This is a genomic window from Pseudomonas sp. NFX71, assembly GCF_048079215.1.
GTDB classification, from domain to species: Bacteria; Pseudomonadota; Gammaproteobacteria; order Pseudomonadales; family Pseudomonadaceae; genus Aquipseudomonas; species Aquipseudomonas fluorescens_B.
Genome location: NZ_CP182230.1, coordinates 503,260 through 518,344, shown reverse-complemented (window position 1 = coordinate 518,344; position 15,085 = coordinate 503,260). Strand labels below are relative to the sequence as shown.

General features: G+C 59.2%; 12 protein-coding genes. 6 read left to right on the top strand and 6 right to left on the bottom strand.

The features are described from left to right. The first annotated feature begins 50 nt into the window (after positions 1–50). Positions 51–1,481 carry an exodeoxyribonuclease I gene (gene sbcB, locus ACM1ZW_RS02450; RefSeq protein ID WP_416740109.1) on the top strand — a complete coding sequence of 477 codons (1,431 nt, stop codon included), beginning with the start codon at positions 51–53 and terminating at the stop codon, positions 1,479–1,481. Positions 1,482–1,568: 87 nt separating this feature from the next. On the opposite strand, the gene mvaT is transcribed toward sbcB, so the two are convergent. Next, on the bottom strand, positions 1,569–1,946 hold the full coding sequence (mvaT, locus tag ACM1ZW_RS02445; RefSeq protein ID WP_007933316.1) for a histone-like nucleoid-structuring protein MvaT: 378 nt from the start codon (positions 1,944–1,946) through the stop codon (positions 1,569–1,571). Positions 1,947–2,285: 339 nt separating this feature from the next. On the opposite strand from mvaT, the gene purU reads away from it, so the two are divergent. Further along, entirely contained in the window at positions 2,286–3,134 is an 849-nt protein-coding gene (gene purU, locus ACM1ZW_RS02440) for a formyltetrahydrofolate deformylase (RefSeq protein WP_017340494.1), read from the top strand. Positions 3,135–3,219: 85 nt separating this feature from the next. Continuing rightward, positions 3,220–3,411 carry a hypothetical protein gene (locus ACM1ZW_RS02435; protein WP_017340493.1) on the top strand — a complete coding sequence of 64 codons (192 nt, stop codon included), beginning with the start codon at positions 3,220–3,222 and terminating at the stop codon, positions 3,409–3,411. Positions 3,412–3,486: 75 nt separating this feature from the next. Here the strand turns inward: ACM1ZW_RS02435 and ACM1ZW_RS02430 are convergent, their stop codons facing one another. From ACM1ZW_RS02430 to ACM1ZW_RS02415, 4 genes are all read right to left on the bottom strand, one after another. Continuing rightward, a complete protein-coding gene (locus tag ACM1ZW_RS02430) occupies positions 3,487–4,482 on the bottom strand; it encodes a lysylphosphatidylglycerol synthase transmembrane domain-containing protein (protein ID WP_017340492.1) in 996 nt (331 codons plus the stop codon). Continuing rightward, positions 4,479–5,255, bottom strand: a complete 777-nt coding sequence (locus tag ACM1ZW_RS02425; protein ID WP_416740108.1) for a DUF2334 domain-containing protein — start codon at positions 5,253–5,255, stop codon at positions 4,479–4,481. The genes ACM1ZW_RS02430 and ACM1ZW_RS02425 overlap by 4 nt, the downstream gene beginning before the upstream one ends. Beyond that, positions 5,248–6,369 (bottom strand): glycosyltransferase family 4 protein, encoded by a 1,122-nt coding sequence (locus tag ACM1ZW_RS02420; protein ID WP_017340490.1) that lies wholly within the window; start codon positions 6,367–6,369, stop codon positions 5,248–5,250. The genes ACM1ZW_RS02425 and ACM1ZW_RS02420 overlap by 8 nt, the downstream gene beginning before the upstream one ends. A 234-nt stretch (positions 6,370–6,603) precedes the next feature. Continuing rightward, entirely contained in the window at positions 6,604–8,493 is a 1,890-nt protein-coding gene (locus ACM1ZW_RS02415) for a methyl-accepting chemotaxis protein (protein ID WP_017340489.1), read from the bottom strand. 174 nt (positions 8,494–8,667) lie between these two features. Between ACM1ZW_RS02415 and ACM1ZW_RS02410 the strand changes: the two genes are divergently transcribed. Then, the gene (locus ACM1ZW_RS02410; protein WP_416740107.1) at positions 8,668–10,155 is read left to right on the top strand and encodes a helicase HerA-like domain-containing protein; all 1,488 of its coding nucleotides are present in this window, start codon (positions 8,668–8,670) and stop codon (positions 10,153–10,155) included. A 19-nt stretch (positions 10,156–10,174) separates the two neighbouring features. Here the strand turns inward: ACM1ZW_RS02410 and ACM1ZW_RS02405 are convergent, their stop codons facing one another. Next, positions 10,175–10,630: a DUF721 domain-containing protein gene (locus ACM1ZW_RS02405; RefSeq protein WP_017340487.1), complete on the bottom strand. Its 456-nt coding sequence runs from the start codon at positions 10,628–10,630 to the stop codon at positions 10,175–10,177. 307 nt (positions 10,631–10,937) lie between these two features. Here ACM1ZW_RS02405 and secA point away from each other — a divergent pair, with 307 nt between their 5' ends. Then, positions 10,938–13,673 carry a preprotein translocase subunit SecA gene (gene secA, locus ACM1ZW_RS02400; protein WP_031319088.1) on the top strand — a complete coding sequence of 912 codons (2,736 nt, stop codon included), beginning with the start codon at positions 10,938–10,940 and terminating at the stop codon, positions 13,671–13,673. Between the two features lie 122 nt (positions 13,674–13,795). Beyond that, complete coding sequence (argJ, locus tag ACM1ZW_RS02395) at positions 13,796–15,013, top strand: bifunctional glutamate N-acetyltransferase/amino-acid acetyltransferase ArgJ (RefSeq protein WP_017340485.1); 1,218 nt, start codon at positions 13,796–13,798, stop codon at positions 15,011–15,013. The last annotated feature ends 72 nt before the right edge of the window (positions 15,014–15,085 follow it).

Below are 15,085 nucleotides of genomic sequence, written 5' to 3'. Positions count from 1 at the left end.
GCGGGATGCAAACGCCTAGACTTCGCCGATCTTCAGTTCAGGAATAGCCCGTGACCTCGATCTTCTGGTACGACTATGAAACCACCGGCATCAACCCCCGTTGCGACCGTCCGCTGCAAGTGGCGGGGCTTCGCACTGACTTCGATCTCAATGTCATCGACGAGCCGGTCAATCTTTACTGCCAGCCCAGCGAGGACATCCTGCCGCATCCGGCGGCTTGCGCGATCACTGGCATCACACCGGGCCAATTGGCCGGGCACGGTTTGAGCGAAGCGGATTTCATGACCCGGGTGCATGCCCAACTGGCGGCGCCGGGCACGTGTGGCGCGGGTTACAACACCTTGCGCTTCGACGACGAGATGACTCGTTACAGCCTGTATCGCAATTTTTTCGACCCGTACGCGCGCGAGTGGCAGGGCGGTAACAGTCGTTGGGATTTGATCGACGTGGTGCGCGCCGCCTATGCCTTGCGTCCGGATGGCCTCGTCTGGCCCAAGGATGACGAGGGGCGGGTAACGCTCAAACTCGAACGCCTGACCGCCGCCAATGGCATCGATCACGGCAATGCTCACGAAGCGCTGTCGGACGTTCGAGCGACCATTGCGCTGGCGCGTCTGATTCGAGAAAAACAACCGAAGCTGTACGACTGGCTGTTTCAGTTGCGCGGTAAACAAAAAGTGATGGATCAGATTCGGCTGTTGCAGCCGATGGTGCACATTTCCGGGCGCTTTTCGGCCGCACGCAGTTATGTCGGCGTGGTGCTGCCGCTGGCCTGGCACCCGCGCAACAAGAACGCGTTGATTGTCTGCGACTTGCACCTGGATCCCCAGGGCTTGCTTGATCTGGATGCTGACGCCTTGCGCCAGCGCCTGTATACCCGTCGCGATGATCTGGCCGAGGGCGAGTTGTCGGTGCCGCTCAAGCTTATCCACATCAACAAATGCCCGGTGGTCGCGCCCCTGTCGGTACTTCGTCCCGTTGATCAGCAACGCCTGGGGCTGGACATGGCGTTATATCAGGAGCGCACGCTGCGGCTAAGTGACGCACAGCAAGTTTGGCGAGATAAAGTTCAGGCCATTTATGCCAGCGAGGATTTCACCCAGAGCAAGGACCCCGAGCAACAGTTATACGATGGTTTTATTGGTGATCGGGATCGGCGCCTTTGTGAGCAAGTCCGGGCAGCTGACCCGGCGCAATTAGCAAAGGTACAATGGCCTTTCGATGATGAACGTTTACCCGAATTATTGTTTCGATATCGAGCACGTAACTTTCCCGACACGTTGAGTTTCGAAGAGCAAGAACGTTGGCGAATATTCTGTCAGCAACGTTTGTCAGATCCTGAGTGGGGAGCGCCCAATACGCTGGAAACTTTTGCAGAGGCCGCAGCCCACTTGAACATTACGGCGACGCCATTCCAGCAAGAGGTGCTCAACGAGTGGAGCAATTATGTCCAGGCATTGCGCAAACGTTTGAATCTTTGAAACTGAAATGCCCGGCACTGAATGCCGGGCATAAAAAAACGCCAGCGTTTGCTGGCGTTCTTTTTTTGCAGCGAAAAGCGTTGTGGCTTAGCCCAGCAGGGTAGCCCAGCCTTCAACCACGTCACCGCCCCACTTGGCTTTCCACTCTTTCAGAGTCTTGTGGTTGCCACCTTTGGTTTCGATGACTTCACCGTTGTGCGGGTTTTTGTATTGTTTAACTTTGCGAGCACGCTTGGTGCCAGTAGTTTTTACTGCGCCGCCGCGTGGTGCCTTGGTTTTGGATTCTGGATCCAGCAACGCGATGATGTCACGCAGGGACTTGGAGTATTCGCCCATCAGGGTGCGCAGTTTGCCTTCGAATTCCAGCTCGGTTTGCAGTTTGTCGTCTTGGGACAGGTTCTTCAAACGGGCTTGCAGCTCTTTGATAGCTTCTTCGGTGGCGCGATATTCGTTGATCAAGGACATGGGGACTACCTTATGTTAAGCGCTGGATGGCAGGTGACAGTGCGGCAATAATAGTCAGGGTGTTTCATCAAGTAAACAATTAAACCGGAGTTTATTTGAATTAGTTGTCGTGAATAGGGCGCACGCTGGATGCGCAGTTAAATAGTGTGACCCAGGTATCACAGATATTCACAATTGAGCACTTGAAGATTGGCAACAAGAGCACCATTGCGCGGGTGAGCGAGTGCTTTCAACGCGTGTGCCTGCCATCCCCGCACAACGCAAGGTGTCATCTATACTGCAGTTTTTCCGCGCAATCGCTAGAATGCGGCCTTTGCGAAGTTCTGGAGTTTCCCCCCCATGCGCACTTTTCGGCTGGTGATTGCTTGCCCGGACCGCGTCGGCATCGTTGCTAAAGTCAGTAACTTTCTGGCGTCACATAACGGCTGGATCACTGAAGCGAGCCATCACTCGGATAATCTCAGTGGCTGGTTCTTCATGCGTCACGAAATTCGGGCCGATTCGCTGCCTTTTGGTATCGAGGCCTTCCGCGAAGCGTTCGCGCCGATTGCCGAAGAGTTCTCGATGAACTGGCGCATTACTGATACCGCGCAGAAAAAGCGCGTGGTGTTGATGGCCAGCCGCGAGTCTCATTGCCTGGCAGACTTGCTGCACCGCTGGCACAGCGATGAACTGGACTGCGAAATCTCCTGCGTGATTTCCAACCATGACGATTTGCGTAGCATGGTCGAGTGGCACGGTATTCCTTACTACCACGTGCCGGTCAATCCACAGGATAAAGAACCGGCGTTCGCCGAAGTCTCGCGCCTGGTCAAACAGCACGAAGCCGAAGTGGTGGTACTTGCCCGTTACATGCAAATCCTGCCGCCCGAGTTGTGCAGTGAATATGCGCACAAGGTCATCAACATTCACCACAGCTTCCTGCCGTCGTTCGTCGGCGCCAAGCCTTATCACCAGGCTTCCCTGCGTGGGGTAAAGCTGATCGGTGCGACGTGCCACTATGTCACTGAAGAGCTGGATGCCGGCCCGATCATCGAGCAGGACGTGGTGCGTGTCAGCCACAGCGACAGCATCGAAGACATGGTGCGTTTCGGGCGTGATGTCGAGAAGATGGTGTTGGCTCGTGGTCTGCGTTATCACCTGGAAGACCGGGTGCTGGTGCATGGCAACAAGACCGTGGTGTTCTGATCCCCGCACGACACGGTTGAAATTCGAAGGGCCTGGGCGTTCAATCGCTCAGGCCCTTCGCCGTTTCTGCACTGAGGACATGACCATGGCCGATCCACTGGACAAAGCTACTTCCAAGGCCCCCGCGACATTGGGGGAGGGGTGTTTGAGCCGCTACGACCCGGATGACTTGAGCCCTGAAGACGGGACGGAGTTTCCGGGGGCGGCGGAGTTGTGGGAGGCGTTGAATCCGGATTCTGGCCCTGAAGGAGCTGGATTGCCGGTGAAGCGGTCTTGAGGTTTGGCGTGCGGTCGCTTTTTGTGTGCATATCCGTTGCTGCAGCAACGGATATGCACACAAAAAACACCCCCCCTAAGCCTGCCTAAACCTCATCAACTTCTTCAACAACGGCCGCCCAAGCATCAACAAAAACACCGGTCCCCCAACCACCAGATAAAAGTAATAAGTCACTGCCCGCCAAATCAGAATCGCCGCCGCCGCCGTGGATTTCCCCACCATGGGTGCCAGCAGCGCGGCCGAGGTCAATTCCGCAGCCCCTGCGCCACCCGGCAACAGGCTGAATTGCCCCGCGCTCAGCGAAAGCATCTGGATCAGAAAACTCCAGGCCCACTGCAAATCCGCACCGAGCCCGCGCAACGCCAGGTACAACACGCTATAGCGCAGGACCCAATGCACACAGGTCAGGACAAACACCTTGATCAACGTCTGAGCGGGCAACTTCAGCGTGTCAGTGAATGCCGCCAGAAAATGCAGGAGTTTTCGTGCCCAACGCATTCGCGTGCTGCCTTTGACATTCAGGCGCACGAGCAAGCGTCCACTCAGGCGAATCAGCAGCCGATGATAGCGCGCGATCACCACGCAACTGAGCAGCCCGCCAAACATCGAAATGGCACTGACCGTCAGCAACCATTCCATGCGTTCGCTGAGGTGCTGGAACAGCGCATAAATCAGAATCCCGATTAACGCGCAGAGAAAGAACAGCAGATCGCTCAGTTGATCCATGGCGAAGACGGCGCTACCCCGTGCCGGGCGCACGCCGTTGCGTGCCAGCAGCGCCATGATCGTCAGCGGTCCGCCGCTGCCGCCCGGCGTGGCGCAGTAGGCGAACTCGGCCGCCATCACCACGCCAAGGCTTTTGACCGGACTGACCTTGTCGCGCTGATCACCCAGCAACAGACGCAAGCGCATCGTGTTCACCACCCAGCACAGCAGGATCATGCCGAACATGATCAACAGCCAGTTCAATGGAAAACTCTGCAGTCGCGACCAGGTCTGGTTACCGCCCAGTAACAGAGGAATCAGCACCGCAACGAGCAGCGCGACAAACAACACAATTGCGCGGCTCATGCGGCGCGACCGACGCGGTCGGTGTGCAGCGTCAGCCACCGCGCCTTGGTCATCGGCACACGGCCCTCGTCGAGCAGGCGCTTGAGGGTTTGCAGCCAATAATTGCGTGAGAAAGGGTGACGCATGTCCACCGGGTGCAACCCCAGGCGAATCACCGCAGCGCGACGCCAGCGGTGTTCACGCTGATCGCTGACCAGCTTCGATACACCCCGACGCCAGGCACTGCGTGCACTCCACACCAACCCCGGCGCATCGACCGGGGTGAAATCCGGCAGGCGATACAGGTGCTGCGGATCGCTGGTGTAACTCAAGGGTAACTGGCGCAAGGCCTGGCGCGTTCCTTCGCTCATCAGCCAGGCCGGGGCGACAAAACCCTCCAGCGGCCAGTGGTAGCGATGGAACACTTCAATGCCGGCATGCAGACGTGCGAGGGCGGCTTCCTGAGACAGGCTGTAAAACTCGCCCTCGTGGGTGTAGATGCGACGCATGAACCAGTCTCGCGGTGTGTGGGGGGGCGGGCTTTCATCGCAATGAAAATAGCCGTGCAGCGCCAGTTCGTCACCTCGGGCGACACGGCGGGTGAGCATCCGTCGAAATCCCGGATGGCCCTCAAGATCGTTGTGTTTGTGAAAGTCCGGCACCACCAGCCAGGTCATCGGCACTGCGCCCAAGGCGTCGACGGCTTCGACAAAGGGTTGGTAGTCGGCCCAGGTTTGTGGGGCGACGTCGTGCAACACCAATAGCAGGCTGGGCGCGTTCATGGGCTCAGCCATTGGCGATCCGCGGCCATTGGCTGCCGAGGACGGCGTAATAATGGCCCAGCAGACTGTTGACCACCGTGTCCCAGGAATAATGGCGCTCGACATGACTGCGAGCCTGTTGGCCCAGAACGGCACTGCCCGAACCGAACAACTCCCGAACGGCGTTGGCCATCGCCATTGAGTTGTTCGGCGCGCAAAGCAGGCCGCAGTCTGAGTTGATGATTTCCTGAAAGGCCCCGGCTGCCACGGCCACCACTGGAATGCCGCAAGCCATGGCTTCGAGAATCACCAGGCCGAAGGTTTCCTGATCGCCGGCATGCAGCAGCGCGTCGGCACTGGCCATCAGCCGTGCCACTTGCGTCGCCGGGCAGAACTCATCGACCACCGTCACGTTGTCCGGCACCACCGCCGGCATCGACGAACCCACCAACAACAAGTGATAGCGGCGGCCCAGGCGCCTCATGCAGTCGAGCAACACTGGCAGGTTCTTTTCCTTGGAACCGCGTCCGGCGAAAATCAGCAGATGGGTATTTTCATCGATGCCCAGTTCTGCGCGCAGGCCCGGGTCTCGTGCATCGGGATGGAAGGTGTGCAGGTCGACACCCAGGGGTTGGACGAAAACGTTCTTCACCCCCAAGGTAATCAATTTGTCGGCCATGATCCGGCTCGGCGCCAGCACCCGGTCGAAATTACCGTATAGCTTGCTGACGTAGGCCTCGACATTGGTGGTGACCCAGTTGCCCATGCGGTTACTGACCAGCAGCGGCAGGTCCGAGTGATAAAAGCCGATCACTGGCACATCGAGTTGTCGCCGGGCGTCGAGCGCCGCCCAGGCCGTGAGGTACGGGTCGCCGACTTCGATCAGATCGGGTTGCAAATCCTGAAGGACATTGCGCCAGGGCGCGAGGCGCAGAGGGAAACGGTAACCCTTGCCGAAGGGCAGGGCGGGGGCTGGAACCGTGTAAATGCCATCCTGTTCACCCAGATGTGCGCCGGGGATCAGCAGGCTGTGACGAATGCCGGGCTTGATACCCAAGCGACGGTGTTTAGCATCCAGATACGTGCGCACGCCACCGCTGGCAGGGGCGTAGAACATGGTGATGTCAGCGATATGCACGATGAGCATTCCTCCGATCCGTTGTTCTCCGTTGGTTGACCTTTATGAAGGATAGATGTTCGGTTGGGGTTTTGTGACGGGGGCTGGAACTTTGGACCGTTATGTGGCGAGGGAGCTTGCTCCCGCTCGGCTGCGAAGCCGTCGTCATTCAGACGGTGCGTCAGATCTGACACACCCACAGAATGTTGGGCTCGCTTCGCGACCCAGCGGGAGCAAGCTCCCTCACCACAGGTCCGGGAAACACTAAATACGGAAACTGCCCACCAATTGCTTGAGGCGCGCCGCCTGCTGCTCCAGGTCCGAACACGCCCGCAAGGTCGATTGCAGGTTTTCCACGCCTTCCTGGTTCAGCGTGTTGATCTCGGTGATGTCGACATTGATCGACTCGACCACCGCCGTCTGTTCCTCGGTTGCCGTGGCCACCGACTGGTTCATCCCGTCGATCTCGCCAATGCGCAAGGTCACGCTGTTCAGGCGCTCTCCCGCCAGGTTGGCGATTTCCACGCTGTCCTGGCTGTGACGCTGGCTGTCGCTCATGGTGCTGACGGATTCGCGGGCGCCGACTTGCAGCTCCTCGATCATGGTCTGCACCTGTTGCGCCGATTCCTGCGTGCGGTGCGCCAGGTTGCGCACCTCATCGGCCACCACGGCGAAACCACGCCCGGCTTCACCGGCACGGGCGGCCTCGATCGCAGCATTGAGCGCCAGCAGGTTGGTTTGCTGGGAAATGCTGGTGATCACTTCGAGAATCTGCCCGATGTTCACGGTTTTGCTGTTCAGCGATTCGATGTTGGTGCTGGAGGCGCTGAGCATGCTCGACAGCTGGTTCATCGCGACAATGCTGCGATCCACCACTTGCTGGCCGTCTTCGGCGAGGCTGCGGGCGTCGCTGGCCTGACTCGAGGCCTGGGCGGCGTTGCGCGCAATTTCCTGGGCCGCGGCACCGAGCTGATTGATGGCGGCGGCGACGCTGCTGGTGCGCGAAGCTTGCTGGTCGGAGTTGTACATCGACGAGTTGGAGGCCGCGACCACGCGCAGGGCGACTTCGTTGACCTGGCCGGTCGCCGACGACACTTCGCGGATCGAACCGTGAATGCGCTCCACGAAACGGTTGAACGCGGTGCCGAGCACGCCGAATTCATCGTTGTTCTGGATAGTCAGGCGTTTGGTCAGGTCGCCCTCACCATCGGCGATATCGGCCATGGCGCGCGTCATGACGTGCAGCGGCTGGATCAGGAGGCGGATCAACATGCCCAGCAGGGCGATGATGATGGCGACCGCGATGATGGTCGCCACGACCGCCGAGGCGCGGAATTCGCTGAGCTTCGCAAAGGCTTTGCCTTTATCCGCCGACAGACCGATGTACCAGTTGACGGAATTCAGGCCTTTGATCGGCGTGAACGTGACGATGCGGGTTTTGCCATCGACTTCAACTTCACTGAAATCGCTGCTGATGCGCGGTGTATCTTTCGGGTACGCCTCGGCCAGTGATTTCATCACCAGCGCTTTGTCCGGGTGCACCAGAATCTTGCCGTCGGCGCTGATCAGGAACGCATAACCCATACCGTTGAAGTCCATCGCATTCAGGCTGTCGGCGATCACTTGCAGGCTCAGGTCGCCGCCGGCCACGCCGATGTTCTGACCGTCCTTGAGGACACTATTGACGATGGAGATGACCAGCTGGCCGGAGGCCAGATCGATGTAGGGTTCAGTCAGTGCCGGGCCGCTGGTGCTTTGGGCGCTTTTGTACCAGGGACGGGCGCGGGGGTCATAGCCCTCCGGCATTTTGCTGTCCGGCCGGATGATGAAGGTGCCATCCTTGTTGCCCAGATAGGCACCCATGAAGGTCGACGTCACTGCTTTCTGCTCCAGCAGCTTGGCGACGTTGTCGATGTCGGCGTTCAGCGCGATGCTTTGTGAGAGGTTTTCGATCAGCAAGCTGCGTCCGCTCAGCCAGGTCTGGATATTGTTGGCAGCCACACTGCCCATTTCTTGCAGATAGTTGTCCAGGTCCTTGCGAATGGCGTTGCGCTGCAGATAGTCGTTGTACAGTGTGAACGAGGCGAACGCGGCAATGACGATGAGTGCCGCGGCGAGCAGGATTTTATGGCTGAAGCGCAGATTTTTGTTCATGGCTCGGGGTTCCGCTAAGGTCTTAAGGCCCAAGGCGTGCTTTTATAGGAAAAAGCGCAGTGGGCGATCATGAAAACAAGCTGATATTTCCGTCCTCTCCTTAGGGGGATTACCGACGCTTTTCAGTCTTTTATATCGGCCGTGCAGCATTAAAGATTAACCATGGGTGACCAAATGCCTGATTCATCGCAACTCGTTATCGGTGCCGATCTCGCGGGGAAGCCGATCGCCCAGGCCATGCGCCTGGCGAACCGTCACGGTCTGGTCGCGGGCGCTACCGGGACCGGCAAGACCGTCACCTTGCAAAAACTGGCCGAGGCGTTCAGCGATGCTGGCGTGGCCGTGTTTGCCGCGGATATCAAGGGTGACCTGTGCGGTCTTGGCGCGGCCGGCAACCCTCAAGGCAAAGTTGCCGAGCGCATCGCCGGGATGCCCTGGCTGAACCACACGCCTCAGGCCTATCCGGTCACCCTGTGGGACATTCACGGCCAGTCCGGTCATCCATTGCGCACAACCTTGAGCGAAATGGGACCGTTATTGATCGGCGCCCTGCTGGAACTGACTGACAGTCAGCAGTCGGCGTTGTACGCCGCGTTCAAGGTCGCGGACCGTGAAGGCTTGCTGCTGTTGGATTTGAAGGACCTCAAGGCACTGCTCAATCACCTGCGCGACCACCCCGAATCGCTGGGGGACGACGCCGCGCTGATGACCACGGGATCGAGTCAGGCCCTGTTGCGGCGCCTGGCGATTCTGGAACAACAGGGCGCCGAAGCACTGTTCGGCGAGCCGGCGTTGCAACTCGAAGACATTTTGCAGCCGACCGCCGAGGGGCGGGGGCGCATTCATTTGCTGGATGCCAGTCGCCTGGTGCACGAGGCGCCCAAGGTCTACGCGACGTTCCTTTTGTGGCTACTGGCCGAACTGTTCGAACAACTGCCGGAACGCGGCGATGCTGATAAACCGTTGCTGGCGCTGTTTTTCGATGAAGCCCATTTACTGTTTGCCGATACACCCAAGGCATTGCAGGAGCGTCTGGAGCAAGTGGTGCGGCTGATTCGCTCGAAAGGCGTCGGCGTGTATTTCGTCACCCAGTCGCCGGGCGACTTGCCGGATGACGTGTTGGCTCAACTTGGCCTGCGCGTCCAGCATGGCTTGCGCGCGTTCACGGCCAAGGAACAGAAATCCCTTCGGGCCGTGGCCGAAGGCTTCCGTCCGAACCCCGCATTCGACGCCTTGTCGGTGTTGACTGAACTGGGGATTGGCGAAGCGCTGGTCGGCACGTTGCAGGACAAGGGCACGCCGGAGATGGTCCAGCGCGTATTGGTCGCGCCGCCGCAATCGCGGATCGGGCCGCTAACCGAGACGGAACGCACGCTGCTGATCGCCGGCTCGCCGTTCAAGGGGCGGTACGACAAACCGGTTGATCGGGAATCGGCGTATGAAGTGTTGATGGGGCGTAAAGGATTGGCACCAGAGCCCGAAGCGGCGCCGGGCGAACCTGCGGCGGAGGAACCGAGCTTCACCGACAAGGCTGGGGAGTTCCTCGGCACGGCGGCAGGGCAGGCACTGAAATCGGCAATGCGACAGGCGGCCAATCAGTTGGGGCGGCAGTTGGTGCGCGGGTTGATGGGCTCGCTGCTCGGTGGCAGTAAACGCCGCTGAAAGCAAAAGATCGCAGCCTTTAATCCTTGGGTTTGGCGTGCGCCGCCAATCGCTCCAGCGCCGCTCGCAGATTCGGATCACTGATCCCCTCCGCCGTGGCCTGAATGGTCGCGCCCGCATCGCTGGACAAACTGATGGTATGCCCCGCCGCCCCTTGCTGAACGGTCGGTGGCTGCACCTTGAACAGAATCCGGGTCAGGCTGGCGAATTCATCAAACATCTGTAACTGCCGTTGCAGACGCTTCTGTTGATAACGCAGACGAGTTGCCCAATGACCATCGGTGACAATCAGCAACAAACTGCCTTCGCGCCACGATGCCACGTGGCAATGCTCGCGGGCGGCAGGCTGCAATTGGCTTTCCAGCAGACGTTGTAAATGACCCAGGCGTTGAGCATGGCCAAAAATGGCTTTCAGCGGTTTGGCTTCGCGAAGCAGAACGGCGGGTGCTCTGGCCGTAAGAGGGCGAAATGCCATGATCAGACACCTGAAGTAACAGAGGCGCCATGGTAGCAGAAAGCACCGGATGCACCCGACCCATTGCTTTGCGCGCGCTTTACCCATTAAATCAACAAGTAACTTCTGCCGTAACTGGCTTGAAGTTCAGCAAAACGCCCTTATTTTAAGTGAGCCCCGTTACAGCGCAGTGCATGCATCGTGGAACAACGCCACTTTCCTCACCATCGTTTCCGGGTAGAATGCTCGTTCGCATGCGGCCATGAGGGCTGCACGGGCGACTCACGGGGCCGCCCTCCATCCCTTTAGTGTGGAAGATCCTGCCGATATGTTTGCGCCTTTGTTAAAGAAACTTTTTGGAAGCAAGAACGAGCGTGAAGTCAAACGCATGCTCAAGACGGTGCAACTCGTCAATGCCTTCGAAGAGCAAATGGTGGCCCTTTCGGACGATCAATTGCGTGCCAAGACAGATGAGTTCAAGGCCCGCATCGCCAAAGGGGAAACCCTCGACAAGCTGCTGCCAGAAGCCTTTGCGGTCGCCCGCGAAGCCGGCAAGCGCGTCATGGGTATGCGCCACTTCGATGTCCAGCTGATCGGCGGCATGACCTTGCATGAAGGCATGATCGCGGAAATGCGTACCGGTGAAGGCAAGACCCTGGTGGCCACACTGGGCGTTTACCTCAACGCGCTGTCCGGCAAGGGCGTGCACGTTGTGACCGTGAACGACTACCTGGCCCGCCGTGACGCCAACTGGATGCGTCCGCTCTACGAATTCCTCGGCATGACGGTCGGTGTGGTCACGCCATTCCAGCCGCCGGAAGAGAAACGTCAGGCCTACGCCGCCGACATTACCTACGGCACCAACAACGAATTCGGTTTCGACTACCTGCGCGACAACATGGCGTTCAGCATGGAAGAAAAATTCCAGCGCGAACTCAACTTTGCCGTGATCGACGAAGTCGACTCCATCCTCATCGACGAAGCCCGTACCCCGCTGATCATTTCCGGTCAGGCCGAGGACAGCTCCAAGTTGTACATCGAGATCAACAAACTGATCCCGCAGCTTGAATTGCATGTCGAAGAGGTCGAAGGCGAAGTCACCAAGGCCGGCCACTACACCGTTGACGAAAAGACCCGTCAGGTCGAACTCAACGAAGCCGGTCACCAGTTCATCGAAGACATGCTGACCCGTGTCGGCCTGCTGGCTGAAGGCGAGAGCCTGTATTCGGCGCACAACCTGGGCCTGCTGACCCACGTTTATGCCGGCCTGCGCGCTCACAAGCTGTTCAACCGCAACGTCGAATACATCGTGCAGGACGGTCAGGTCGTCCTGGTCGACGAACACACCGGTCGTACCATGCCGGGTCGTCGTTTGTCCGAAGGCCTGCACCAGGCCATCGAAGCCAAGGAAAACCTGAACATCCAGGCCGAAAGCCAGACACTGGCGTCGACCACGTTCCAGAACTACTTCCGTCTGTACAACAAGCTGTCCGGCATGACCGGTACCGCGGACACCGAAGCGTTCGAATTCCACCAGATCTACGGCCTGCAGGTCATGGTCATCCCGCCGAACAAGCCTTTGGCGCGTAAAGACTACAACGACCTGGTGTTCCTGACCGCCGACGAGAAATACGCGGCGATCATCAACGACATCAAGGAATGCATGACCCAGGGCCGTCCGGTGCTGGTGGGTACTGCGACCATCGAAACGTCCGAGCACATGTCTGCGCTGCTGCAGAAAGAAGGTATCGAACACAAGGTCCTGAACGCCAAGTTCCACGAAAAAGAAGCCGAGATCATTGCCCAGGCCGGTCGCCCAGGCGCACTGACCATCGCCACCAACATGGCCGGTCGTGGTACCGACATCCTGTTGGGCGGTAACTGGGAAGTGGAAGTCGCGTCTCTCGAAGACCCGACGCCGGAGCAGATTGCCCAGATCAAGGCCGACTGGCAGAAACGTCACCAGCAAGTGCTCGAGTCGGGCGGTTTGCAGGTGATTGCGTCCGAACGTCACGAATCGCGCCGTATCGACAACCAGCTGCGTGGTCGTGCCGGTCGTCAGGGTGACGCCGGTTCCAGCCGTTTCTACCTGTCGCTGGAAGACAGCCTGATGCGCATCTTCGCCTCTGACCGGGTGAAGAACTTCATGAAAGCATTGGGCATGCAGTCCGGTGAAGCGATCGAGCACCGCATGGTGACCAACGCCATCGAGAAGGCCCAGCGCAAGGTTGAAGGCCGCAACTTCGACATCCGCAAGCAACTGCTCGAGTTCGATGACGTCAACAACGAACAGCGTAAAGTGATCTATCACATGCGTAACACGTTGCTGGCCGCCGACAACATCGGTGAAACCATCGCCGACTTCCGTCAGGACGTACTCAACGCGACTGTCAGTGCACACATTCCACCGCAATCGCTGCCCGAGCAGTGGGACGTGGCCGGTCTGGAAGCGGCATTGCAGAGCGACTTCGGTGTTTCGCTGCCGATCCAGCAATGGCTCGACGAAGACGATCACCTGTACGAAGAAACCCTGCGCGAGAAGCTGATGCAAGAGCTGATTGCGGCGTACAACGAGAAAGAAGACCAGGCCGGCGCCGATGCGCTGCGCACCTTCGAGAAGCAAATCGTTCTGCGCGTGCTGGACGACTTGTGGAAAGATCACCTGTCGACCATGGACCACCTGCGTCATGGCATCCACTTGCGTGGCTACGCTCAGAAGAACCCGAAGCAAGAGTACAAGCGCGAGTCGTTCACGCTGTTCTCCGAGCTGCTGGATTCGATCAAGCGCGATTCGATCCGTGTGCTGTCGCACGTCCAGGTTCGCCGCGAAGACCCGATCGAAGAAGAGCAACGCCTGCGTCAGGAAGCCGAAGCACTGGCGGCGCGCATGCAGTTCCAGCACGACGAAGCACCGGGTCTCGAGCAGCCGGACCTGCTCGGTGAAGAGGTCGATGTAGCCCTCGCCACCGCACCGGTTCGCAACGAACAGAAGCTGGGCCGTAACGAGCTGTGCTACTGCGGTTCGGGCAAGAAATTCAAGCATTGCCACGGGCAGATCCAGTAAAACCCGTTTCATACGCTGAAATACCCGCGCCGCGACCGGCATCAGCCGTCGCGGCGTTTTGCCATTTACACCACCGTTCTTCCTGAAAGCGGTGCTGACATCATTTATTAAGGAGCGCATTCATGGCTGTTGGTCTTGGTCCTTTGCCAACGTTGCACCCGGTTGCCGGTTTTGAACTCGGTATCGCCTCGGCCGGCATCAAGCGCCCCGGGCGCAAGGATGTCGTGGTCATGCGCTGCGCCGAAGGTTCCACCGTCGCAGGCGTGTTCACCCTGAACGCCTTTTGCGCAGCGCCGGTGATCCTGGCCAAGCAGCGCGTGCAAGGTCCGGTACGTTACCTGCTGACCAACACCGGCAATGCCAACGCCGGCACTGGCGAACCTGGCCTGGCTGCCGCCGAACGCACCTGCGCCAAACTGGCTGAATTGACCGGCGTCGACGCCAGCCTGGTGCTGCCGTATTCCACCGGCGTGATCGGCGAGCCGCTGCCGGTCGAGAAGATCGAAGGCGCGTTGCAAGCCGCGCTCGACGATCTGTCGGTGAACAACTGGGAAGCTGCCGCCACCGGCATCATGACCACCGACACCCTGCCGAAGGGTGCCAGCCGCCAGTTCCAGCATGACGGCGTGACCATCACCGTCACCGGCATCAGCAAAGGTGCGGGGATGATCCGTCCGAACATGGCCACCATGCTCGGCTACATCGCCACCGACGCCAAAGTCTCCCGCGACGTATTGCAAAACCTGTTGCTGGACGGCGCCAACAAGTCGTTCAACCGCATCACCATCGACGGCGACACCTCGACCAACGACTGCTGCATGTTGATCGCCACTGGTCAGGCGGCCTTGCCGGAAATCACCTCCGCAAGCGGTGAGTTGTTCGCCAAGCTGAAACAGGCCGTGTTCGAAGTGTGCATGGACGTGGCCCAGGCCATCGTTCGCGACGGCGAAGGCGCGACCAAGTTCGTCACCGTTGAAGTCAACGGCGGCGGCAATCACCAGGAATGCCTGGACGTCGGTTACACCGTGGCGCACTCGCCGCTGATCAAGACCGCGCTGTTCGCATCCGACCCGAACTGGGGGCGCATTCTGGCTGCCGTTGGTCGTGCCGGCGTACCGAACCTGGACGTGAGCAAGATCGACGTGTTCCTCGGCGACGTGTGCATCGCCAGCCGTGGCGCCCGCGCATCGACCTACACCGAAGCCCAGGGCGCAGCGGTGATGCAGCAGGAAGAGATCACCATCCGTATAGAGCTGGGTCGCGGCGATTGCAGCGAAACCATCTGGACCACCGACCTGTCCCACGAATACGTGAAGATCAACGCCGAGTACCGTACTTAATACCGAGTCGACCCCTTCGCGGGCAAGCCTGCTCCCTCAGGGTTAGCGCAAATCCTGTGGGAGCGGGATTGC